This is a genomic window from Streptomyces ambofaciens ATCC 23877, assembly GCF_001267885.1.
GTDB lineage: Bacteria > Actinomycetota > Actinomycetes > Streptomycetales > Streptomycetaceae > Streptomyces > Streptomyces ambofaciens.
In genome coordinates this window covers 1441562-1463103 of record NZ_CP012382.1, presented here as the reverse complement: position 1 = coordinate 1463103, position 21542 = coordinate 1441562, and the positions used below count along the sequence as shown (strand labels likewise).

Genomic DNA, 21542 nt, shown 5'->3' with positions numbered 1-21542 from the left:
GGGCCTCCACCCGGGGAACCCCCAGGGAAGGTCCATGCTTCATACACCGAGCGGCGGTGCCGGGCACGGCGCCGCCGCCGCGGACAGTGGGCTGATGAGCATCGGCACGGTGCTGAACGCGCTGCGTGACGAGTTTCCCGACATCACCATCTCCAAGATCCGGTTCCTGGAGTCCGAAGGGCTCGTCGAGCCGCGGCGGACGCCGGCCGGGTACCGCAAGTTCAGCGCGCACGACGTCGAGCGCCTGGGGCAGGTGCTGCGCATGCAGCGCGACCACTACCTGCCGCTGAAGGTGATCCGCGAGCATCTGGACGCCATGGAGCGGGGCGAGGCCGTGCCCCTGCCGTCACTGGGCAGGCAGCGGGACGCAGAGGCCCGACCGGAGCAGGCCGACGGACCCACGGCCGCCAGGATCGGCCGGGACGAGCTGCTCGTCGCGGCCGGAATCGGCGAGCAGGAGCTGAAGGAGTGGGAGTCGTACGGACTCGTCGCTCCCCTGGCCGACGGGGCCTACGACGCCGAGGCGGCCACCGTGGCGTCGCTAGTGGTCGAACTGGGAAGGTTCGGGATCGAGCCGCGCCACCTGCGCGTCATGAAGGCCGCCGCCGACCGCGAGGCGGGCCTCGTCGACCAGGTGGTCGCGCCGCTGAGGCGTCACCGCAACCCCCAGACCAGGGCACACGCGGAAGCCCGCACCAAGGAGCTGGCGGGACTGGCGGTGAAGCTGCACGCGGCGCTGGTGCAGACCGCCCTCGGCGTGCGGCTGCCCTGAAACGGACGTACTCCGAGAGCCGGATCACCCGCCCGATCCCGGCCCGACTACCCAAAGGTCCCGAGCACGGCCTAGGGTTGCTGTGTGAACGAGCTCGATGTCGTAGGTGTCCGGGTCGAGATGCCCTCCAACCAACCGATCGTGCTGCTGCGCGAGGTGGGAGGCGACCGTTTCCTTCCCATCTGGATCGGGCCGGGGGAGGCGACGGCGATCGCCTTCGCCCAGCAGGGGATGTCCCCCGCGCGGCCGCTGACCCACGACCTGTTCAAGGACGTGCTGGAAGCAGTCGGCCAGGAGCTCACGGAAGTGCGCATCACGGACCTGCGGGACGGGGTCTTCTACGCCGAGCTGGTCTTCGCCAGCGGTGTCGAGGTGAGCGCCAGGCCGTCCGACGCCATAGCGCTCGCCCTGCGCACCGGAACGCCGATCTACGGAAGCGACGCGGTGCTCGACGACGCCGGCATCGCCATCCCGGACGAGCAGGAGGACGAGGTCGAGAAGTTCCGCGAGTTCCTCGACCAGATCTCCCCGGAGGACTTCGGGACCAGCAACCAGTGAGCCGGGCGAGGCGGAGGTGGAGCGCGGTGCTGTACGGCCCCTTCCAGGCACATTCGGCTAGCCATTCCCCGTGTTGGGGCACGCGAAACCACTCTTAGGGTGATTATCACTCGGCGTGCCGAGTGTGGCGATCGTTGACGCACCCTTGGTGACTGCCTACCTTCGAGGAGGCAGGTCAAGGACGGAGGTCGGCGTGAGAATCAGCGGCGACGGTACGGCTGGGGGTGGCCCCGGGCACAGCCTCGGGGAGAGTGGACCGTACCCTCCCCCGAGCTCTCGGCTCCGCGCGAGCGGGGGGTATCCCCAGCAGGGTGGCGCGGCCGACCCGGCTCCGCAGCGGCCGGCTGCCGTGCCGAGCAGCGGAGGGGCGACGTCCATGGCGTCCGAGCAGATCGGCTACCGCGGGCCCACGGCCTGCGCGGCCGCCGGAATCACCTACCGGCAGCTCGACTACTGGGCCCGCACGGGTCTCGTCGAGCCCAGCGTGCGGCCCGCGCACGGTTCGGGGACACAGCGTCTGTACAGCTTCCGCGACGTCGTCGTGCTGAAGATCGTCAAGCGCTTCCTCGACACCGGGGTGTCACTGCAGAACATCCGCACCGCGGTCCAGCACCTCAGGGAGCGCGGCTTCCAGGACCTGGAGCGGATGACGCTGATGAGTGACGGCGCCACGGTCCACGAGTGCACGTCGCCCGACGAGGTGCACGCCCTGCTCCAGGGCGGCCAGGGCATCTTCGGCATCGCCGTGGGCGTGGTGTGGCGGGACGTCGAGAGCGCGCTGTCGCAGCTGCACGGGGAGCGCGTCGACACGGGGGAGACCCTGGTCGGGCACAATCCGGCGGACGAGCTGGCGCGGCGTCGCAACCGGGCGGTCTGAACACCGCCCGCGGCGTTGTCAGTGGCGTAGGGCAGCATCGGAGGGGTGAGAACCGCGCCCACGATCCTGCATCTCGACATGGACGCCTTCTTCGCCTCGGTGGAGCAGGCGTCCAAGCCGAGCCTGCGCGGGAAGGCCGTGGTCGTGGGCGGTCTGGGGCCGCGCGGGGTGGTCGCCACCTGCTCGTACGAGGCGCGGGTCTTCGGCGTGCACTCGGCGATGCCCATGGGCCAGGCCCGGCGGCTGGCGCCCCACGCCGCGTACCTCGTGCCGCGCTTCGAGCTCTACCGGTCGATCAGCGAGCAGGTGATGCGGCTGCTGCGGGCGCTGTCGCCCCTCGTGGAGCCGCTGAGCCTGGACGAGGCGTTCGTGGACCTGGAGGCCGGTGGGGCGGCCTGGGACGCGGCGTCGGCGCGGCTGGCCGGTGCGCGGCTGCGCACGGACATCCGCGCCTTCACCGGCCTCACCGGATCGGTGGGACTCGCGGCTTCCAAGATGCTGGCCAAGATCGCCTCGGAGGAGGCCAAGCCGGACGGCCTGGTCCTGATCCGGCCGGGCACGGAGCGGGCCATGCTGGAGCCGATGTCCGTGCGCACGCTGCCCGGGGTGGGGCCGGCGACCGGCGACCACCTGCGGCGCGCCGGGATCACCACGGTCGGCGAGCTGGCGGAGGCGGGTGAGGACGAGCTCGTACGGCTGCTGGGCAAGGCGCACGGGCACGCTCTGTACGCCATGGCCCTGGCCCGCGACGACCGGCCGGTGGTGTCGGAGCGGGAGACGAAGTCGGTGTCGGTCGAGGACACCTACGACGTGGACATCCACGACCGGGTGCGGGTCGGTGTGGAGGTGGGACGGCTGGCGGAGCGGTGTGTGCGGCGGCTTCGCGGGTCGGGGCTCTCCGGGCGGACGATCGTGCTCAAGGTGCGCAGGTTCGACTTCTCCACGCTGACGCGGTCCGAGACCCTGCGCGGGCCCACGGACGATCCGGCGGTGGTGCGCGAGGCGGCGGCCCGGCTGCTGGACTCGGTGGACACCACGGGCGGTGTACGGCTGCTGGGGGTCGGCGTCAGCGGGCTGGCCGACTACACGCAGGAGGACCTGTTCGCGCAGGCGGCCGGGGACCGCTCCGGCGAACTCGCCGAGGAGCCCGAGCCCGCCGAGGAGAGACACGCGCCGGCGCCCACCGAGCGACGGTGGCCGCCGGGGCACGACGTGCGGCACAGGGAGTACGGGCACGGGTGGGTGCAGGGCAGCGGACTGGGGCGGGTCACCGTGCGGTTCGAAACGCCGTACTCGCAGGTCGGACGGGTACGGACCTTCCCGGTGGACGATCCGGATCTGACGCCGGCGGATCCGCTGCCGCTGGTTCCGGCCGTGCCGCGAGGACCCGGGGACGCGGGGGCCGCCCCCGCCGAGTCGGGCCCGGAGACGGAGGCGGGCGCCGGTGCGTCGGGGTACGAGCGTCCGGCTCCCGGTTGGTGACGGGTCCCGGGGGCGGGATCGTCAGCTCTCTTCCTTGCCCTGACCGGCCAGCTTGCCGAAGTCGCGGTCGGGGAGCGGGGCGGGCGCGGCCACGTCGAGTCCGTAGTGGTGGTAGAGCTGCAGTTCCTGCTCCGGCGAGAGGTGGCGGCCGACACCGAAGTCGGGAGCCTCCTTGATCAGCGTCCGTTCGAAGGGCACCCGCAGCGCGCCCTCGACCAGTTCGCTCGGCTCCAGGGGCACGAAGGCGTCCCTGCTGAACAGGCCGGTGCGTATGGCCGCCCACTCCGGGGCGCCGGTCGCGTCGTCGAGGTAGACCTCGTCGACGGTGCCGATCCGGGTGCCGTTGCGGTCGAACGCCTTGCGGCCGATCAGGTTCCGGGGGTCGATGTCAGTACGCACGGGGCCCTCCACTTGGTCGCACTGGGGTCGCACACCAGCCGCCGAATCATCCGTAAGTACTACAAAAGAGCACATACGGCGGGTCGGCCACTCGAAGGTCCGTGCGGCGAGCGCGCTGGTACGCTGGCAAACGGCTGCTGACCCCGTGCGGGAGAGTCCTCCGGACACCTCCGGAGGCGCCGAAGGAGCAAATCCTCCCCGGAATCTCTCAGGCTCACGTACCGCATGGACGAGGTCACTCTGGAAAGCAGAGCGGGTGTCGACGGCGTCCGCTCTCACCGACGGTGAAAGCCGGGTGGAGCCTTCGGGCCGCCCCGGTGAAGCTCTCAGGTCGAGATGACAGAGGGGGAGGCCGTCCGGGTACCCGTGCCGTGGTGCCCCTCGAAGGTCGTCAGACCAGGAGGCCTCCGCAATGACCGCCCCTCGCATTTCGCTCTCCGAGCTCGAACAGGCAGTGCCGTTCGAGCAGCGCCACATCGGCCCCGACGACGAGGCCCGGGCCAAGATGCTCGCGCAGGTCGGCTACGGTTCGCTCGACGAGCTGACGGCCGCCGCGGTGCCGGATGTGATCAAGAACGCCGACGCGCTGGACCTGCCCGGCGCGCGCTCCGAGGCCGAGGTGCTGGCCGAACTGCGTTCGCTCGCCGACCGCAACCAGGTCCTCGACTCCATGATCGGACTCGGCTACTACGGCACCTTCACGCCCCCGGTCATCCTGCGCAACGTCATGGAGAACCCGGCCTGGTACACCGCGTACACCCCGTACCAGCCGGAGATCAGCCAGGGCCGCCTGGAGGCGCTGCTCAACTTCCAGACGATGGTCGCCGAGCTGACCGGCCTGCCCACCTCCGGCGCCTCGCTGCTGGACGAGGGCACCGCCGCCGCCGAGGCGATGGCGCTGTCCCGGCGCATGGGCAAGAACAAGAAGGGCCTGTTCCTCGTCGACGCCGACGCGCTGCCGCAGACCGTCGCCGTGATACGGACCCGCGCCGAACCGACCGGTGTCGAGGTCGTCGTCGCCGACCTGAGCGAGGGCATCCCGGCCGAGGTCGCCGAGCGGGAGATCAACGGCGTCCTCATCCAGTACCCGGGCGCCTCCGGAGCCGTCCGCGACATCAAGCCGGTCATCGACCGGGCGCACGAACTCGGCGCGCTCGTCACCGTCGCCGCCGACCTGCTCGCCCTCACCCTGCTGACGTCGCCCGGTGAGCTGGGCGCGGACATCGCCGTCGGCACCACCCAGCGCTTCGGCGTGCCGATGGGCTTCGGCGGTCCGCACGCCGGTTACATGGCGGTGCGCGAGAAGTTCGCGCGCAGCCTGCCCGGCCGCCTGGTCGGTGTCTCGGTGGACGCCGACGGCAACAGGGCCTACCGCCTCGCCCTGCAGACCCGCGAGCAGCACATCCGCCGCGAGAAGGCCACCAGCAACATCTGCACCGCCCAGGTGCTGCTCGCCGTCATGGCCGGCATGTACGCCGTGTACCACGGGCCCGAGGGACTGCGGGCCATCGCGCGGCGCACCCACCGGTACGCCTCGCTCATCGCGGCGGGGCTCGCGGCCGGCGGCGTCGAGATCGTCCACGGCGCCTACTTCGACACGGTCACCGCGCGGGTGCCCGGCCGGGCCGCCGACATCGTCCACGCCGCCCGCGAGAACGGCATCAACCTGCGCCTCGTCGACGCGGACCACGTCTCCTTCGCCTGCGACGAGACCACCACGCGTGCCCAGGTCGGCGGCGTGTGGAACGCCTTCGGCGTCGAGGGCGACATCGAGGCGCTGGACGCGGAGACCGCGGAGACGCTGCCCGAGGCGCTGCTGCGCACGGACGACTTCCTCACCCACCCCGTCTTCCACCAGCACCGCTCCGAGACGGCGATGCTGCGCTACCTGCGCCGCCTGGCCGACCGGGACTACGCGCTGGACCGCGGCATGATCCCGCTGGGCTCCTGCACCATGAAGCTCAACGCCACCACCGAGATGGAGCCGGTCACCTGGTCGGAGTTCGGCGGGCTGCACCCCTTCGCGCCCGCCGAGCAGGCGCAGGGCTACCTGACCCTCATCCGTGAGCTGGAGGAGCGGCTCGCCGAGGTCACCGGGTACGACAAGGTGTCCCTCCAGCCGAACGCGGGCTCCCAGGGCGAGTTCGCCGGTCTGCTCGCCGTACGCGGTTACCACCGGGCCAACGGTGACGACCAGCGCACCGTCTGCCTGATCCCGTCCTCCGCGCACGGCACCAACGCCGCGAGCGCGGTGATGGCCGGCATGAAGGTCGTCGTCGTGAAGACCGCCGGGGACGGCGAGATCGACGTCGAGGACCTGCGCGCCAAGATCGAGCAGCACCGCGACGAGCTGGCGGTGCTGATGATCACCTACCCCTCCACGCACGGTGTGTTCGAGGAGCACGTCGCCGACATCTGCGCCCGGGTGCACGACGCCGGCGGCCAGGTCTACGTGGACGGCGCCAACCTCAACGCCCTGGTCGGCCTCGCCAAGCCGGGCCACTTCGGCGGCGACGTCTCGCACCTGAACCTGCACAAGACCTTCTGCATCCCGCACGGCGGCGGCGGTCCCGGCGTCGGCCCGGTCGCCGTACGCTCGCACCTGGCGCCCTACCTGCCCAACCACCCGTTGCAGCCGGCGGCCGGCCCGCAGACGGGCGTCGGCCCGATCTCGGCGGCGCCGTGGGGTTCGGCCGGCATCCTGCCGATCTCGTGGTCGTACGTCCGGCTGATGGGCGGCGAAGGGCTCAAGCGCGCCACGCAGGTGGCCGTGCTGTCCGCCAACTACATCGCCAAGCGCCTGGAGCCGCACTTCCCGGTGCTGTACACCGGGCCGGGCGGGCTGGTCGCACACGAGTGCATCATCGACCTGCGTCCGCTGACCAAGGCGACCGGCGTCAGCGTCGACGACGTGGCCAAGCGGCTGATCGACTACGGCTTCCACGCGCCGACGATGTCCTTCCCGGTGGCCGGGACGCTGATGATCGAGCCGACCGAGTCCGAGGACCTCGCCGAGCTGGACCGTTTCTGCGAGGCGATGATCGCCATCCGCGGGGAGATCGAGAAGGTCGGCTCCGGTGCCTGGTCCGCGGACGACAACCCGCTGCGGGGCGCGCCGCACACCGCCGGTGCGCTGGGCGGCGACTGGGACCACGGGTACTCCCGCGAGGAGGCCGTCTTCCCGGCCGGGGTGTCCGCCGCCGACAAGTACTGGCCGCCGGTGCGCCGTATCGACCAGGCCTTCGGTGACCGGAACCTGGTCTGCTCCTGCCCGCCGTTGGACGCCTACGAGGACTGAGCCGTGACGGGGAGGCCCCGTCCGGCCCCGCGAGGGGGGCTGGGCGGGGCCTCCCGTCGTGTCAGGTGGTGGCCAGCGACACCTCGGTCGACTTGACCAGCGCGACGACGGGAGCGCCGACGGACAGCGACAGGTCGTCGGCGGCCTCCCTGGTGATCGCGGCGGTCAGTTCGGCGCCCTCGACGGCGACCCGGACCGAGGCCATCGCCTCGCCGGCGGTGACGGCGGTGACCGTCCCGGGCAGCCGGTTGCGGATGGACAGGCCGTCGACGCGGCCGGTGGCCAGGGCGATCTCCGTGGACTTCACCAGGGCGCGGACGGCGGTGCCGGCGGCGAGGGAGAGCTCGTCGGCGGCGTCGCGGGTGATCGCCGCGGTGAGGTCCTGGCCGCCGGAGAGGCGGACCCTGACCGTCGCCATGGCCTCGCCCGGGGTGACGGCCGTGACGGTGCCGGCGAGTTGGTTGCGGATGCTCAGGCTCATGGGGGCAACGTAGCCCGGAGAGGGCCCTACGCCGGGTATGCGTGTGTCTGCGTCGCCTTGACCGTCGCCCACACCGGTGCGCCCGGGTGGAGGCCCAGCTCGGCCGCGGCGACCGTGGTGAGGTCCGCGGCGAGCGGGAGTTCCCCGGTGAGGTCCACGCGGATCTGGTCGCCGTGCGTCTCCAGGCCGGCGACCTCGCAACGCCACAGATTGCGGGCGCTGGAGCCGGTGGGGCGCTCCCCGTACAGGGTCACGGCGCCGGGCGGGAACGCCACGAAGACCGGGCCGGAGAGGTCCTCGGTGGTGGTGACGGAGGGGCCGGAGTCGAAGCGCACGGTGTGGCCGTCGGCGGTTCCGCGGTAGAGGTTCAGGCCGACGAGCCGGGCGATGTAGTCCGTGCGGGGGCGGCGGGCGATGTCCGCGGGGCCGCCTTCCTGGACGACCCTGCCGTCCTCGACGACGACCAGCCGGTCGGCCAGCACCATGGCGTCCAGCGGGTCGTGCGTGACCAGTACGGCGACGGCTTCGAACTCGGCCAGATGGCGGCGGAGCTGGGCCCGCACCTCCAGCCGGGTCCGGGCGTCCAGCGCCGCGAGAGGCTCGTCCAGCAGCAGCAACCGGGGGTTGGTGGCCAGGGCGCGGGCGAGAGCGACGCGCTGGGCCTGGCCACCGGACAGACGCCGCGGCTTGGTGTCCGCCTGGTCGGCCAGCCCCATGCGCTCCAGCCACACGGTGGCCCGCGCCCGCGCCTGCGCCCTGCTCGCGCCCCCGCAGCGCGGCCCGAAGGCGACGTTGTCGAGGGCGGAGAGGTTCGGGAAGAGCAGGTAGTCCTGGAAGACCACGCCGACCGGGCGGGACTCGGGCGGCGTACGGTCGAGCGGGGTGCCGTCGAGGTGCAGACGGCCGTCCGTGAGCGGTTCCAGGCCGGCGAGGGCGCGCAGGGCGGTGCTCTTCCCGGCGCCGTTGGGGCCGAGCAGGGCGACGACGTCGCCGGGCGCGGCGGTGAGGGCGACGTCCAGGCGGAAGGTGCCGCGGTCCACCACGAGACGGGCGTCGAGGCCGTCGCGGGGCGTCTGCCCGCCGGTGGGTTCCATGGTGGCCCGTTCCCCGGTGTCGGTCATGCCGTCCTCATCCAGCGGTCCCGGAGACCGGCGAGTACGGCGACGGAGACGGCCAGGAGCACCAGACTGAGGGCGATGGCCGCCGCCGGGTCGTTCTGCAGCGCGAGGTAGACCGCCAGCGGCATGGTCTGGGTCCGGCCCGGGAAGTTGCCGGCGAACGTGATCGTCGCTCCGAACTCGCCCAGCGCCCGCGCCCACGCCAGGACGGCGCCCGCCGCGATGCCCGGCGCGATCAGCGGCAGCGTGACCCGGCGGAACGCGGTGAAACGGGAGGCGCCGAGCGTCGCGGCGGCCTCCTCGTAGCGGGGGTCGGCGGCGCGCAGGGTCCCCTCGACGCTGATGACCAGGAACGGCAGGGCCACGAAGGTCTCCGCGAGGACGACGCCCGTCGTCGTGAACGGCAGGGTGATGCCGAACCACACGTCCAGCCACTGCCCGATCACGCCGTTGCGCCCGAAGGCCAGCAGGAGCGCCACGCCGCCCACCACCGGGGGCAGCACGAGGGGCAGCGTCACCAGCGCGCGGACGAGGCCGCGCCCGGGGAACTCGGTGCGGGCCAGCACCCAGGCCAGCGGCACGCCGACGACCAGGCTCAGCGCGGTCGCCGACGTGGCGCACAGCAGGGACAGCCGCAGGGCCTGCCACACCTCGGGGCTGGTCAGCTGGTCGGGCAGGCTGCGCCACGGCGCCCGCACCAGCAGGGCGACCAGGGGCAGCAGCAGGAACGCCAGGCCGACGAGGGCGGGCAGCAGCAGGGGGACCGGTACCGTGCGGGTCCGTCCGTGCCGACGGGGGCGTCCGGGGCCGCCCGCGACGGTGCCGGAGGCCGCGCCGTCGCGCCCGACGGACTCGGCCGGGGCGGGCCGGGTCGTGCGCTTCCTCACGGCGTGCGGAACCCGGCTCCGGTCAACACCCGCTGCCCCTCGGCGGACTTCACCAGCTCGATGAAGGCCTTGCCCGCGACGGAGTTGGGAGCGTCGTCGAGGAGGACGATCGGGTAGTCGTTGACGGCCCGGGCGGCCTCGGGGAAGGGCACGCCGGTCACCTTGCCACCGGCCGCCTTCACATCGGTCTTGTAGACGACGGCGGCGTCGGCCTCCTTCAGCTCGATCTTGGTGAGCGCGGACTTGACGTCCTGCTCGTACGAGACCGGCGTGAGCTCGAGACCGCCCGCCTTCAGCGCCTTCCGCGCCGCGGCGCCGCACGGCACGGCCTCGTCGCAGAGCACGACCTTGAGGCCGGAGGCGGTGAGGTCCTTCAGGGAGGCGATCCGGTCGGGGTTCCCCGGCAGGGTCGCGATCTCCAGCTCGTTGCGCACGAAGGTGGACGGGGTCGAGGCGGCGGCGCCGGCGTCGGTGACGACGGCCATCGTCTTCGGGCTGGCCGAGGCGAACACGTCCGCCGGGGCGCCGCTGGTGATGCTGGCGGCGAGGGTGTCGCTGCCACCGAAGTTGAAGGCGACCTCGGTGCCGGGGTGCTGCTTCTCGAACCTGTCGCCGAGCGCCGTGAAGCTCTCCTTGAGCGAGGCGGCGGCGAAGACGGTGACCTGGCCGGAGACCTTCGCGCCGGACGACGACGCGGAGCCGGCCGAGTCCGAGGCCGGGTCCGAGCCGGAGGACGACGAGCAGGCGCCCAGCGCCAGCAGCACGGCGGCCCCCGCGCCGCTCGCCCGCAGGGTCCGGCGGACACGGCGGTTCCTGGGCACGGAACGGGTCTTCACGGGGCCACTCCCTCTGTCCGCTGAGGCAGGAGTACGACGGGGCGGGGCCGGGTGCCGGGCCGTGTCGGGCTCCTCGTTGCACCGATCATACTTCCGCATCTGCGAGGCGGAAGTCTCCTGTCGTATCGCATGAGCGAGGCGGTGAGGGGAAACCCCTCGCATGTGCGTTGCTACGACCCTGCCGGGCCGGGGCCGGGGCCGGGTGGCGCGTCAGGCCCTGTCGACATGGACGTTCGTCGACTTCACGCGGGCCGTGGCCTCCATGCCCACCTCCAGACCGAGTTCCTCCACCGCCTCCCGGGTCAGCAGGGAGACGAGCCGGTGCGGGCCCGCCTGGATCTCGACCTGGGCGGCCACGTCCCCGAGCTTGATCGCGGTGACGATGCCGGGAAAGGCGTTGCGGACCGAGGTGTACGGGGTCTCGTCGCCGGTGCCGTCCGAGCGGGCGAGGTCCACCGAGAACGCGGCCAGGTCCCGTCCGTCGACGAGGCGCCGGCCGGCTTCGTCGCGGTGGGTGGTGATCCGGCCCGCGTCGGCCCAGCGTCGGGCGGTGTCGGGGCTGACGCCGAGCAGCCGCGCCGCCTGGCCGATCGTGTAGGACTGCATGCCGGTCACGATAGGCCGCCCCGAGGCGACGGTGGACGCAGGGGCGGCCGCCGGGCCGTGCGGGATGCCCGGGTGTCGGGCCGTAAGGGATGCGTCAAGCGCGCGCGGGCCGCGCCGTATGGGTGCGCCGGCTCACCACGAAGGGCTGGGCCGACCGAGACGACACGGGGCACCACGGGGAGTGACCGGCCCCGGACACGCGTGGGGGCCGGTTCGCAGACGGGTCTGCGGGCCGGCCCCTGGGGTGCGCCGGGCGGAGCAGTGCCGCCCGGCCGTTGCTCAGGCGGCGGTCATCAGGCCCGCGCCGACAGGGCGGTGCGGAGCGATGACCTGGCCGTCCGGCAGGAGCTCACCGGTGTCCTCGAACAGGACGACGCCGTTGCACAGCAGGCTCCAACCCTGCTCCGGGTGATGCGCCGCGAGGCGCGCGGATTCCCGGTCGGCGGAGTCGGCTGAGGGGCACGGTGGCTGGTGCTGACACATGAGTGGGGTCTCTCGGTCTGTGATGTCGGGTGAGTGTGCTGTCTTGTCTGTCCCGCGGCGTGAAGCGTCGTTCATGGCCGCCCCCCGTTGTCCAAGTCGGTCCGAACCCAGTGTTGCCCTACGGGCCTCGATCCGCAGGGATTTCGCTGCACCGCTTCTCACAGGTTGATGACGCATCACCCGCGCGGACGGTTCATCCCCACCGCACTGTCACTTCGGGTGGTTCGGCATGGCCGGATGGGGCTAGTCCGCGCGGGTGTGCGAGGGGTGGGTCAGGCGGGGGAGCGCAGCAGCCGGGTCGGCGTCACCCGGTGCGTGAGGACCGGCAGCAGCTCGGCGACCCGGTGCGGGCGATGGGCCGCGATGCCGGGCGGCGCCGGCGCCAGCGGCACCAGCAGGTCGGTGGCCGCGGGGTGTCCGGCGGCGGCGTCCGCGGTGCGGTCGCCGTGCAGCCAGAGCGTGAGCATGTACAGCCCCGGGACCGACAGCAGGCGCGGCTGGTGGGACTGGGGCACCGACTCGGCCTGGCGCAGCGCGAGCTCCGTCGAGGCGACGTAGGGACCCTCGAAGAAGTGCGAGAACGCCCAGCCGTCGGGGGTCAGCATGGTCTCCGCCGCCGCCACCGCACGGTCGCCGCAGCGGATGAGGAACCGCCACCCGGTCAGCCGCGTCACCGCCACGCCCTCCGCCGTGATGTGGTCCAGGACGTGGACGGGCAGCGGCAGTTCGGGAGTGACGGGGCCCTGGGCGCCGAGCAGGGAGGGAGTTCGGGCCTCGCGGACCGCAGTGGGAGAGGAGAGGGCGGTGAGAACGGAGCGCAGGGCGGGCGCGGGGGCCGGGAAGACATGCAGGGGCATGATGGGTCGCCTCTCATTCGAAGGCACGGTGGCACGAGGGCGGAGCGGGGCGGACGACGCTGTCGGCTCACGAGGGCTGGGAGGCAGGGGCCGGCGTCCGGAAAACCGAGAAGTGGGTGAGGGCTGCCGAACGTCAGACTCGACGGCAGGATCCATCGACCGTTGGCGCCGGTCTTCTGCCTCGTCCGCGGAGTTTATACGACATGTGTTCAGACTGTGTTTCGGCTAGCCGATTCCGGCAACACGTACAAGGTTGAATTCGGCCGCCGATATGCGGGAATCCTCCGGATTTTGTACCGGGTGTGCGACGCTGACCTCGGGAAATGCTCACCGAGCGGTCGGCCAATTGTCATCGGCATTTTTCACGAGTTCACGGACCTGGAAACTGCTCCATGTGCCATGCCTCGTGAATGTGCCACCGGTCACATCGGCACAGCCTAGCGGGTACCGGGCCCCTGCGGGGACGTTATCGATCGCTTCGGCGGGGCATCATCCCCCCTGACCGGCCACCGGCGGCCGGATCTTCGCAACACCGCTCCGAGAAGGGACGCTTCCATGGGGGAGAAGGTCGTGGCAGGTCAGTTCGACCTGTCCGATCGCCAGCGCTACCGCGAGAAGCTCCAGCGGTGCCTGACGGGACTGGAGCGGCTCCTGGCGGAGAAGCGGTTCGACCGTCCCAAGAACCTGATGGGGCTGGAGATCGAATTGAATCTCGTCGGCGCCGACGGCATGCCGAAAATGTTGAATGCGCAAGTCCTCGAACGTATCGCGAGCCGTGACTTCCAGACGGAACTCGCCATGTTCAACCTGGAAGTCAACATCGCGCCGCACCGGCTGGGCGGCCGGGTGTTCGACCGCCTCGCGGAGGAGATCCGCACCTCGCTGTCCTATGCGGACCGCAAGGCCGGCGAGGTCGACGCGGCGATCGCGATGATCGGCATCCTGCCGACGCTGGACCGGGACGACCTGGTCTCCTCGAACCTCTCCGCCGTCGACCGCTACGCCCTGCTCAACGAGCAGATCGTCGCCGCCCGCGGCGAGGACTTCACCCTCGACATCGAGGGCGTGGAACGCCTGACGTGCACGTCCAAGTCCATCGCACCGGAGGCCGCGTGCACCTCGGTGCAGCTGCACCTGCAGGTCACCCCGGACCGCTTCGCGGACGTGTGGAACGCGGCCCAGGCGGTCACCGCCGCGCAGATCGCCGTCGGCGCCAACGCGCCCTTCCTGTTCGGGCGCGAGCTGTGGCGTGAGTCGCGGCCGCCGCTGTTCCAGCAGTCCACCGACACCCGCCCGCCCGAGCTCCAGGCCCAGGGCGTCCGGCCCCGCACCTGGTTCGGGGAGCGGTGGGTGACCTCCGCCTACGACCTGTTCGAGGAGAACCGGCGCTACTACCCGGCCCTGCTGCCGATCTGTGACGACGAGGACCCGCTGGAGGTCCTGGACGCGGGTGGCGTGCCCTCGCTCTCCGAGATGGTCCTGCACAACGGCACCGTCTACCGCTGGAACCGCCCCGTCTACGACATCGCCGACGGCGTCCCCCACCTGCGCGTGGAGAACCGGGTCCTGCCCGCCGGCCCCACCGTCACCGACGTCATCGCCAACGCGGCCTTCTACTACGGTGTCGTGCGCGCGCTCGCCGAGGAGCCCCGGCCGATCTGGACCCGGCTCCCCTTCGAGGCCGCCGCCGCCAACTTCGAGGCCGCGTGCCGCCACGGCATCGACGCCCGCTTCGAGTGGCCCCGGCGGGGGAGGCTGGGCGGCACCGCGGAGGTCGACGCCGCGGTCCTCGTACGGGAGGAGCTGCTGCCGCTCGCCGAGGCCGGGCTGGACGCGTGGGGCGTGGAGCCCGCCGACCGGGACCTGTACCTCGGCGTGATCGAGGAGCGGTGCCGGCGCCGGGTCAACGGTGCGTCGTGGCAGGCGGCCACCTTCCACCGGGGGCTGGAGGCGGGGCTGTCCAGGGACGCCGCGCTGGCCGCCACGACCCGCCGCTACTGCGAGCTCATGCGCGAGGGCGACCCCGTCCACCTCTGGCCGGTGGGACTGCCGGAGCCGGCGCGGCTGGGCTGACCGCGCGGGGAAGGGGGCGCGGAGGTCACGGCACCCCGGACCCGTCACGGCACCCCGGACCCGCCCCGCCGCACGCCGCCTCATACTGATCGGGCAAGCTGTGACGTCCCAGCTGGAGGCAGGTGTGCATGGCGGAGGCGGGCCCGGTGGACGATTCGTTCCCTCAGAAACCAGTGCGCGGGGAGCCGGTCGCCGAGGAGCGTCCCTCGCGACGCATCCTCCGCGACGAGACCCTGCTCGTCCTGGCGCTGTCGCTCGGCGCCAGCGGGGTGTCCGCCCTCATCAGCTTCGTCGGCTCGCTCACCCGCCCCGGCGGGCTCAAGGACCAGGCGGCTACGCTCAACGCCTCCGCCGCGCCCGGCCGTCCCTGGCTGGATCTGGCCTGGCAGCTCTTCGGGATCACCACGGCGCTCGTCCCGGTCGCCCTCGTCGCGCACTTCCTGCTGCGTGAGGGACGGAGCCTGCGCACGCTCGGCTTCGACCGCACCCGGCCGTGGCCCGACCTGGCCCGCGGGGCCCCCGTCGCGGCGGTGATCGGCAGCACCGGCATCGCCTTCTACCTGGCCGCCCGGGGGCTCGGCTTCAACCTCACCGTGGTGCCCGAGGCGCTGCCGGACGTGTGGTGGAAGTACCCCGTGCTGATCCTCTCGGCGGTCCAGAACTCCGTACTGGAGGAGGTCATCGTCGTCGGGTACCTGCTGCGCCGGCTCGACCAGCTCGGCTGGAGCCCGGGCGCGTCCCTGGCGGCCAGTTCGGTGCTGCGCGGCTCGTACCACCTCTACCAGGGCATCGGCGGCTTCATCGGCAACATGGTGATGGGCGTCGTGTTCGTGTACCTGTACCGCCGGTGGGGGCGGGTGGGCCCGCTGGTGGTGGCGCACTCCCTGCTCGACATCGGTGCCTTCGTGGGTTACGCGCTGCTGGCCGGGAAGGTGGACTGGCTGCCCACGGCGTGACGGGGAGGGGCGCGCAAGCGCGGAAGGCTCCCCGCGCCCCCGCCTCCCCGGACCGAACAGCCGGCTCCCTCCCCGGACGGAACAGCTAGACCAGCAGTTCGCCCTCGATCACCGTCACCGCGCGTCCGCTCAGCAGCGTGCGTGCGCCGCGCAGTTCCGTGCGGACGCGACCGGAGCGGGGCGAGGCCTGGAGCCCGGTGAGGTCGGTGCGGCCGAGGCGCTCGGACCAGAAGGGCGCGAGGGCCGTGTGCGCGCTGCCGGTGACCGGGTCCTCGTCGATGCCGACGTTCGGGAAGAAGCAGCGGGAGACGTAGTCGTAGCCGCGTGCCGGGTCGTCCGCCCGCGCGGTGGCGATGATGCCGCGTTCGGAGTGGGCGGCCAGCGCCTTGTGGTCCGGGGCCAGGCCGTGCACGGTCTTCTCGTCGGCGACCTCGACCAGCAGGTCGCCGATGTCCGGCCCGGTGTCCAGGACCGTGTGCGGCTCGGCGCCCAGGGCCTCGGCGACGCCCGTGGGCGGCTCGACCGGGGTGAGCGGCGCGGTCGGGAAGTCCAGGGTGATCGATCCGTCCTCGCGGGGCGTCGCGACGAGGACGCCGCCGCGGGTGGCGAACCGCACCGGCCCCTCGTGGGCGCCCGTGGTGTGCAGCACGTGGGCCGCGGCCAGTGTCGCGTGACCGCACAGGGAGACCTCGGTGACCGGGGTGAACCACCGCAGCGCCCAGTCGGCCTCCCCGCCCTCTGGCAGGGGGTGCGCGAACGCGGTCTCGGCGTGATTGACCTCCAGGGCCACCTGCTGGAGCCGCTCGTCGTCCGGGAAGGCGTCGAGGAGCATGACTCCGGCGGGGTTGCCGGCGAAGGGCCGGTCGGTGAAGGCGTCGACGATTCGGATACGCATGCCGCGACGCTAGACGCTCCCCGGCGCCCCCGGCCAAGGCCAATCCGCGAGCTCTGGACCTGATTCCGAACGACCGAGTGCTTGCTGCGCGATAGTTTCCGATATATCGTTGAGGCATCGCGATCGATACGCGATGGACCTAAGACGGATCAAGCGAATGGAGTGATGGCGATGCGTTCCCACGGATACGAGCGTGGACACGGTGGACACGGCCGAGGAGAGGGCGGCCCCGGCGGCCCCTTCGGGCACGGTGGCTTCGACGGCCGGCGCGCGGCCTTCGGCCCCTTCGGGCCGGGCGGTCCCGGTGGCGGCCCCGGCGGTCCCTTCGGACCCGGCTTCGGACACGGCGGCCCCTGGGGCGGTCGTGGTCGTGGTGGACCCGGGGGGAGGGCACGGCGCGGCGACGTACGGGCTTCGATACTGGCCCTCCTGAAGGACCGTCCGATGCACGGCTACGAGATGATCCAGGAGATCGCCGAGCGCAGCGGCGGGGCGTGGAAGCCCAGCCCGGGTTCGGTGTACCCCACCCTCCAGCTGCTGGAGGACGAGGGCCTGATCGCCAGCGAGAGCGAGGGCGGCAAGAAGCTGTTCGCGCTCACCGAGGCGGGCCGCACCGCGGCCGAGGAAGGTCCCGACGCCCCCTGGGAAGAGGCCTCGCGGGGAGTCGACTGGGAGGCTCTGAACGACATCCGGCAAGCCGGCTTCGGACTGATGGAGGCCTTCGGCCAGGTCTGGAAGACCGGCAGCAAGGAGCAGCGGGAGAAGGCGCTCGCCGTCATCGGCGACGCCCGCAAGAAGCTGTACCTGATCCTCGCCGACGAGGACTGACCCGGTACGGCCACCGGACCGGAGGTGCCCCGCGGAGCGATCCGCGGGGCACCTCTCGTGTGCCGGCGCCCTCAGCCGACCCGCCGTATCACCGCCGCGTCGAAGAGGTCCCACGCGCGCGGGAGGGCGCTCTCGTCGTGGCAGTGCCACGCCTCCCAGAACAGGTCGGCGGGCAGCGCGTCCCTCGGGGCGTACACCCGGTACACGTACTGCCTGCCGTCGACCGCCGGCAGGGACACGAGCCAGCACTCGCTCCTCATGTCCCTGTCGGACCCGCGACGGCGCCTTTCGGTTGCCCGGAGGGCACACGGCAAGGCGACGCGCGGCCGCTGGGACGAAACGGCTTGATCTCATCCGCAAGGAGGAGATTCCGTCCGCGCGGGTCCACTCTGCGTGGGACGCCGAAATGCTTCCCCTCGGGGATGACCGGACCGGACCGGACTGATGAGCTGGGGCAGTGCACTCCCGTATCCCCCGGCAGTCGGCCGGCGAGCAAGGCGGCCGAGGCCCGGAAGGCGCCGACGTCGATGCCCGGTTCAGCGCGGAACTGGCATCGGTGGTCTCCGGTGCCCGCCGCAGAGTGGTGCGGGACGGCGACCGGCACATCGACACGGCGCATCTGCTGCACTCCCTCCTGGAGTACGACCCCCAGGCGCGCGCCGTCCTCGGCGAAGGGCCGCAGATCGCCCGGCTGCTCGGCTATCTCGTGCAGCGCAGCATCGGCTACGGCCTGCGCTGGCAGGGCAGCGTGGAGGACTCCGGGGCCGTGCCCCAGGTGACCGGCGCCGCCGGGTTCTCGCCGCTGGCCTCCGCGGTCATGGAGGACGCCTGCGCCCGCGCCGCCCGCCGGGGAGCGGACCGGGCCGTCGGCGTCGACCTGCTCGCCGCCCTCGTGGCGGACCCGCGGACCCGGGCCGTTGAGGTGCTGGGCCGCGCCGCCGTCGAGCCGGATGCGGTGCTCGCCCGTGCGGAGAGCCACTTCGAGCCGACGCCCTGACCCGCCCGGCCCTGGCCCCGGTCCCGGGCCGCGCTCCGGCGGGCCGTGGACGTCCAGTCGGTGAGACAGGTGTCATCAAGGATGACGGTCATGTCGTCCCCTGTCATCATGTGCCGGTGCATACGTCTGACAGCGCTCACGGCAGTCGCGGAGGGGGCGCCGGGCTCGGCCTGGCGCTTGCCTCCGCGGTCGCCTTCGGAGGGTCCGGGGTCGCGGCCAAGCCGCTGATCGAGGCGGGACTCGACCCGCTCCACGTGGTCTGGCTGCGGGTGGCGGGCGCGGCCCTGGTGATGCTGCCGCTCGCCGTGCGCCACCGCGCGCTGCTGCGCCGCCGTCCCGGGCTGCTCGCCGGTTTCGGGCTGCTCGCCGTGGCCGGTGTCCAGGCCTGCTACTTCGCCGCCATCTCCCGTATCCCCGTGGGCGTCGCGCTGCTCGTCGAGTACCTGGCGCCCGCCCTGGTGCTCGGCTGGGTGCGGTTCGTGCAGCGGCGGCCGGTGACGCGGGCCGCGGCCCTGGGCGTGGTCCTGGCGGTCGGCGGCCTCGCCTGCGTGGTGGAGGTCTGGGCAGGGCTGGGCTTCGACGCCCTCGGACTGCTCCTCGCGCTCGGTGCCGCCTGCTGCCAGGTCGGTTACTTCGTCCTGTCCGACCAGGGCAGCGACGCCGGCGAAGAGGCGCCCGACCCGCTCGGTGTCATCGCCTACGGCCTGCTCGTCGGGGCCGCGGTGCTCACCGTGGTCGCCCGTCCCTGGACCATGGACTGGTCCCTGCTCACGGACACCGCGCCCATGAACGGAACCCCCGTCGCCGCCGCCCTGCTGCTGGCCTGGATCGTGTTCATCGCCACGGTCCTCGCCTACGTCACCGGCATCGTCGCCGTCCGCCGCCTCTCGCCCCAGGTCGCCGGCGTGGTGGCGTGCCTCGAAGCGGTCGTCGCGACCGTCCTGGCCTGGGTCCTGCTCGGCGAGCACCTCTCCGCCCCGCAGATCGTCGGGGGCGTCGTGGTCCTGGTGGGCGCCTTCATCGCCCAGTCCCCGGCGCCGACCAAGGGCTCCTCCGAGCCGCTGGCGGGCGGCGGGGCGGAAAGGGAGTTGTCCGGCCGGGGAACCGCGGCCTAGGGTGCCGATCATGCATTCCGACGCACTCGTCCTCCCGCCTCCGGCCGCCTGAGGCGGGCCCCCTGGACCAGCCCGGCGCGCTGTCGCCGGGCCGGACGGTGCTGCCCGCAGACGCAGTCCCCGCGCCCCCGGTCGTTCCGGGGCCGCCTCCAACTCCCGCGCCCCGTGCGCGTCTGCGGAGAGAACTCGTGTCGAATGCCTTCACCGGCCTGCCCGTCGGGCGTGGCCTCCTGTATCTGATCGTCGCCGGTGTCGCCTGGGGCACCGCCGGGGCCGCCGCCTCGCTGGTCTACCGGGCCAGCGACATGGGGCCCGTCGCCCTGTCGTTCTGGCGCTGCGCCGTCGGGCTCGCGCTGCTGCTCGCCGTCCGTCCGCTGACCTCACGCCGGCCCCGTGGCGCGGTCCGCGCACCGTTCGCCCGCACGGCGCGGCGAGCCCTGGTCACCGGTCTCGGCCTCGCGGTCTTCCAGACCGCCTACTTCGCCGCGGTGCGGTCCACCGGCCTGGCCGTGGCCACCGTCGTGACCCTCGGGGCCGGCCCGGTGCTGATCGCGCTCGGCGCGCGCCTCGCCCTGGGGGAGCGTCTGGGGTGGGGCGGAACCACCGCCGTGCTCGGGGCGCTCGCCGGACTCGCGGTGCTCGTACTCGGCGGGGGCACCGCGAGTGTCCGCCTGTCCGGTGTGCTCCTCGCCCTGCTGTCCGCGGCCGGGTACTCGCTGATGACCCTGCTCACCCGCTGGTGGGGACGCGACGGCGGGGCGGACGCCGGGAGCACGTCCGTCGGGGCGTTCGCCGTCACCAGTCTCTGCCTGCTGCCGTTCGCCCTGGTCGAGGGGGTGGTGCCGCACACCGCCGAGCCGGCCCGGCTCCTGTGGCTGCTGGTGTACGTCGCCGCCGTCCCGACCGCTCTCGCCTACGGGCTCTACTTCGCCGGAGCGGCCGTCGTCCGGTCCGCCACCGTCTCCGTGATCATGCTCCTCGAGCCGGTCAGCGCGGCAGGGCTCGCCGTCCTCGTGCTGGGTGAGCATCTCACCGCGGCGACGCTGGCCGGCACGCTGCTGATGCTCGGCTCGGTCGCCGGGCTCGCGGTGGCGGAGGCGAGGGAGGCCAGGGAGGCCCGGGAGGCAGGGACGCGACCGGCGCCGGTGTGACCGGGGCGGCCTCGCGGCGGGAAGCGCCGGGGTGATCGGCCTGCCGCGCGGCGGCACGGCAGGTGCCGCCGCGGCACCGCGGGCGCGGCGGCGGCGCCGCGTCCGGCGGTGGCCGCCGTCACCCCGGCGTCCTACCCCGGCCCGTTCCCGGAGCGGACCGGCGTCACAGGGCCGACAGGTAGCCGGGCAGACCGGTGCCGGGGGCCAGGCCCGGGTCGGCGATCGGGGCCTCGTAGCCCTTGCGGAGCGGGAGGAGACCGGCCCAGTGGGGGAGGGCGAGGTCCTCGGGCTCGTCGTTCACACCGCCGGTGCGCAGCTTGGCGGAGACCTCGTCCAGGTCCAGGCGGATCACGGCGGTGGCGGCCAGCTCCTTCTTGTCGGCCGGCCGGGAGTCGCCGGAGCGGCCGGGGACGACGTGGTCGACCAGCGCGTCCAGGGCCGTGCGCTTCTCCTGCGGGTCTGTCACGTCGTACGCGCTGCCGTGCACGACCACCGACCGGTAGTTGATCGAGTGGTGGAAGGCCGAGCGGGCCAGCACCAGCGCGTCCACGTGCGTCACCGTCAGGCACACGGGCAGGCCCGGGTCGGCGGCGCCCGTCATCCGCAGTGGGCGGGAGCCCGTCGAGCCGTGGACGTAGAGGCGGTCGCCCACCCGCGCGTAGAGCGTCGGGAGGACCACCGGGGCGCCGTCGCGGACGAAGCCGAGATGGCAGACGTAACCCTCGTCGAGTATCGAGTGCACCAGTTCCTTGTCGTAGGAGGCCCGGTCGGGGGAGCGGGTGGGGACGGTGCGGTCGGTGGGCTGGTAGGCGTTGGTGGGCTGCGACGGCGTCCGTGTGGTCCCCTGCATGGTGCTCTCCATTGTACTAGTGC

Annotated in this window: 22 protein-coding genes and 1 riboswitch; of the genes, 11 read left to right on the top strand and 11 right to left on the bottom strand. The window is 72.8% G+C overall.

Going from position 1 to position 21542, the window contains the following annotated elements; all coding sequences use genetic code 11:
• The first annotated feature begins 34 nt into the window (after positions 1 to 34).
• From ftsR to SAM23877_RS06590, 4 genes are all read left to right on the top strand, one after another.
• Positions 35 to 772 (top strand): transcriptional regulator FtsR, encoded by a 738-nt coding sequence (ftsR, locus tag SAM23877_RS06605; RefSeq protein WP_053127844.1) that lies wholly within the window; start codon positions 35 to 37, stop codon positions 770 to 772.
• Positions 773 to 856: 84 nt separating this feature from the next.
• On the top strand, positions 857 to 1330 hold the full coding sequence (locus SAM23877_RS06600; protein ID WP_053127842.1) for a bifunctional nuclease family protein: 474 nt from the start codon (positions 857 to 859) through the stop codon (positions 1328 to 1330).
• A 193-nt stretch (positions 1331 to 1523) separates the two neighbouring features.
• Positions 1524 to 2207, top strand: a complete 684-nt coding sequence (locus SAM23877_RS06595; RefSeq protein ID WP_079030054.1) for a MerR family transcriptional regulator — start codon at positions 1524 to 1526, stop codon at positions 2205 to 2207.
• 45 nt (positions 2208 to 2252) lie between these two features.
• Positions 2253 to 3689: a DNA polymerase IV gene (locus SAM23877_RS06590; RefSeq protein WP_079030053.1), complete on the top strand. Its 1437-nt coding sequence runs from the start codon at positions 2253 to 2255 to the stop codon at positions 3687 to 3689.
• A 21-nt stretch (positions 3690 to 3710) separates the two neighbouring features.
• On the opposite strand, the gene SAM23877_RS06585 is transcribed toward SAM23877_RS06590, so the two are convergent.
• Complete coding sequence (locus SAM23877_RS06585; protein WP_053127838.1) at positions 3711 to 4088, bottom strand: PRC-barrel domain-containing protein; 378 nt, start codon at positions 4086 to 4088, stop codon at positions 3711 to 3713.
• A gap of 138 nt (positions 4089 to 4226) precedes the next feature.
• Positions 4227 to 4322: riboswitch (glycine riboswitch) on the top strand.
• Between the two features lie 178 nt (positions 4323 to 4500).
• Between SAM23877_RS06585 and gcvP the strand changes: the two genes are divergently transcribed.
• Positions 4501 to 7386 carry an aminomethyl-transferring glycine dehydrogenase gene (gene gcvP, locus SAM23877_RS06580; protein WP_053127836.1) on the top strand — a complete coding sequence of 962 codons (2886 nt, stop codon included), beginning with the start codon at positions 4501 to 4503 and terminating at the stop codon, positions 7384 to 7386.
• A gap of 61 nt (positions 7387 to 7447) precedes the next feature.
• Here gcvP and SAM23877_RS06575 read toward each other — a convergent pair whose 3' ends face one another.
• The 7 genes from SAM23877_RS06575 to SAM23877_RS06545 form a co-directional block, all read right to left on the bottom strand.
• On the bottom strand, positions 7448 to 7867 hold the full coding sequence (locus SAM23877_RS06575) for a TOBE domain-containing protein (protein ID WP_053127834.1): 420 nt from the start codon (positions 7865 to 7867) through the stop codon (positions 7448 to 7450).
• 26 nt (positions 7868 to 7893) lie between these two features.
• Positions 7894 to 8988: an ABC transporter ATP-binding protein gene (locus SAM23877_RS06570; RefSeq protein WP_053127832.1), complete on the bottom strand. Its 1095-nt coding sequence runs from the start codon at positions 8986 to 8988 to the stop codon at positions 7894 to 7896.
• A complete protein-coding gene (locus SAM23877_RS06565; protein WP_053127830.1) occupies positions 8985 to 9872 on the bottom strand; it encodes an ABC transporter permease in 888 nt (295 codons plus the stop codon). Before SAM23877_RS06565 ends, SAM23877_RS06570 begins: the two co-directional genes overlap by 4 nt.
• On the bottom strand, positions 9869 to 10708 hold the full coding sequence (gene modA, locus SAM23877_RS06560; RefSeq protein WP_053127828.1) for a molybdate ABC transporter substrate-binding protein: 840 nt from the start codon (positions 10706 to 10708) through the stop codon (positions 9869 to 9871). Before modA ends, SAM23877_RS06565 begins: the two co-directional genes overlap by 4 nt.
• Before the next feature lie 210 nt (positions 10709 to 10918).
• Positions 10919 to 11314 carry a TOBE domain-containing protein gene (locus tag SAM23877_RS06555; RefSeq protein WP_053127826.1) on the bottom strand — a complete coding sequence of 132 codons (396 nt, stop codon included), beginning with the start codon at positions 11312 to 11314 and terminating at the stop codon, positions 10919 to 10921.
• Between the two features lie 279 nt (positions 11315 to 11593).
• A complete protein-coding gene (locus SAM23877_RS06550) occupies positions 11594 to 11797 on the bottom strand; it encodes a DUF5999 family protein (protein ID WP_053127824.1) in 204 nt (67 codons plus the stop codon).
• Positions 11798 to 12069: 272 nt separating this feature from the next.
• Positions 12070 to 12654, bottom strand: a complete 585-nt coding sequence (locus tag SAM23877_RS06545; protein WP_053127822.1) for a hypothetical protein — start codon at positions 12652 to 12654, stop codon at positions 12070 to 12072.
• A gap of 555 nt (positions 12655 to 13209) precedes the next feature.
• On the opposite strand from SAM23877_RS06545, the gene SAM23877_RS06540 reads away from it, so the two are divergent.
• Together SAM23877_RS06540 and SAM23877_RS06535 are read left to right on the top strand one after the other, a co-directional pair.
• Positions 13210 to 14727, top strand: coding sequence for a glutamate-cysteine ligase family protein (locus SAM23877_RS06540; protein ID WP_053127820.1), 1518 nt, complete (start codon positions 13210 to 13212; stop codon positions 14725 to 14727).
• 128 nt (positions 14728 to 14855) lie between these two features.
• Positions 14856 to 15683 (top strand): CPBP family intramembrane glutamic endopeptidase, encoded by an 828-nt coding sequence (locus SAM23877_RS06535; protein WP_053127818.1) that lies wholly within the window; start codon positions 14856 to 14858, stop codon positions 15681 to 15683.
• Positions 15684 to 15768: 85 nt separating this feature from the next.
• Here the strand turns inward: SAM23877_RS06535 and SAM23877_RS06530 are convergent, their stop codons facing one another.
• Positions 15769 to 16578 carry a PhzF family phenazine biosynthesis protein gene (locus SAM23877_RS06530; RefSeq protein ID WP_053127816.1) on the bottom strand — a complete coding sequence of 270 codons (810 nt, stop codon included), beginning with the start codon at positions 16576 to 16578 and terminating at the stop codon, positions 15769 to 15771.
• 171 nt (positions 16579 to 16749) lie between these two features.
• Here SAM23877_RS06530 and SAM23877_RS37135 point away from each other — a divergent pair, with 171 nt between their 5' ends.
• Positions 16750 to 17406, top strand: a complete 657-nt coding sequence (locus tag SAM23877_RS37135) for a PadR family transcriptional regulator (protein WP_079030644.1) — start codon at positions 16750 to 16752, stop codon at positions 17404 to 17406.
• A 71-nt stretch (positions 17407 to 17477) separates the two neighbouring features.
• Here SAM23877_RS37135 and SAM23877_RS40170 read toward each other — a convergent pair whose 3' ends face one another.
• A complete protein-coding gene (locus SAM23877_RS40170) occupies positions 17478 to 17645 on the bottom strand; it encodes a hypothetical protein (RefSeq protein WP_079030049.1) in 168 nt (55 codons plus the stop codon).
• Between the two features lie 218 nt (positions 17646 to 17863).
• On the opposite strand from SAM23877_RS40170, the gene SAM23877_RS06515 reads away from it, so the two are divergent.
• From SAM23877_RS06515 to SAM23877_RS06505, 3 genes are all read left to right on the top strand, one after another.
• A complete protein-coding gene (locus SAM23877_RS06515) occupies positions 17864 to 18403 on the top strand; it encodes a Clp protease N-terminal domain-containing protein (RefSeq protein WP_053127810.1) in 540 nt (179 codons plus the stop codon).
• A 110-nt stretch (positions 18404 to 18513) separates the two neighbouring features.
• Positions 18514 to 19518, top strand: a complete 1005-nt coding sequence (locus SAM23877_RS06510) for an EamA family transporter (protein WP_053127808.1) — start codon at positions 18514 to 18516, stop codon at positions 19516 to 19518.
• Positions 19519 to 19706: 188 nt separating this feature from the next.
• Positions 19707 to 20669 (top strand): DMT family transporter, encoded by a 963-nt coding sequence (locus SAM23877_RS06505; protein WP_053127807.1) that lies wholly within the window; start codon positions 19707 to 19709, stop codon positions 20667 to 20669.
• Between the two features lie 163 nt (positions 20670 to 20832).
• Here SAM23877_RS06505 and SAM23877_RS06500 read toward each other — a convergent pair whose 3' ends face one another.
• Positions 20833 to 21519, bottom strand: a complete 687-nt coding sequence (locus tag SAM23877_RS06500; protein WP_053127805.1) for a pyridoxamine 5'-phosphate oxidase family protein — start codon at positions 21517 to 21519, stop codon at positions 20833 to 20835.
• Positions 21520 to 21542 lie beyond the last annotated feature (23 nt).

Excerpts from the sequence above, each read along its gene's own strand:
- SAM23877_RS06550 (WP_053127824.1), bottom strand. The coding sequence starts at position 11,797 with ATGTGTCAGCACCAGCCACCGTGCCCCTCAGCCGACTCCGCCGACCGG.
- gcvP (WP_053127836.1), top strand. The coding sequence starts at position 4,501 with ATGACCGCCCCTCGCATTTCGCTCTCCGAGCTCGAACAGGCAGTGCCG.
- SAM23877_RS06540 (WP_053127820.1), top strand. The coding sequence starts at position 13,210 with ATGGGGGAGAAGGTCGTGGCAGGTCAGTTCGACCTGTCCGATCGCCAG.
- SAM23877_RS06545 (WP_053127822.1), bottom strand. The coding sequence starts at position 12,654 with ATGCCCCTGCATGTCTTCCCGGCCCCCGCGCCCGCCCTGCGCTCCGTT.
- SAM23877_RS06530 (WP_053127816.1), bottom strand. The coding sequence starts at position 16,578 with ATGCGTATCCGAATCGTCGACGCCTTCACCGACCGGCCCTTCGCCGGC.
- ftsR (WP_053127844.1), top strand. The coding sequence starts at position 35 with ATGCTTCATACACCGAGCGGCGGTGCCGGGCACGGCGCCGCCGCCGCG.
- SAM23877_RS06535 (WP_053127818.1), top strand. The coding sequence starts at position 14,856 with ATGGCGGAGGCGGGCCCGGTGGACGATTCGTTCCCTCAGAAACCAGTG.
- SAM23877_RS06555 (WP_053127826.1), bottom strand. The coding sequence starts at position 11,314 with ATGCAGTCCTACACGATCGGCCAGGCGGCGCGGCTGCTCGGCGTCAGC.
- SAM23877_RS37135 (WP_079030644.1), top strand. The coding sequence starts at position 16,750 with ATGCGTTCCCACGGATACGAGCGTGGACACGGTGGACACGGCCGAGGA.
- SAM23877_RS06575 (WP_053127834.1), bottom strand. The coding sequence starts at position 7,867 with ATGAGCCTGAGCATCCGCAACCAACTCGCCGGCACCGTCACGGCCGTC.
- SAM23877_RS06570 (WP_053127832.1), bottom strand. The coding sequence starts at position 8,988 with ATGACCGACACCGGGGAACGGGCCACCATGGAACCCACCGGCGGGCAG.
- SAM23877_RS06500 (WP_053127805.1), bottom strand. The coding sequence starts at position 21,519 with ATGCAGGGGACCACACGGACGCCGTCGCAGCCCACCAACGCCTACCAG.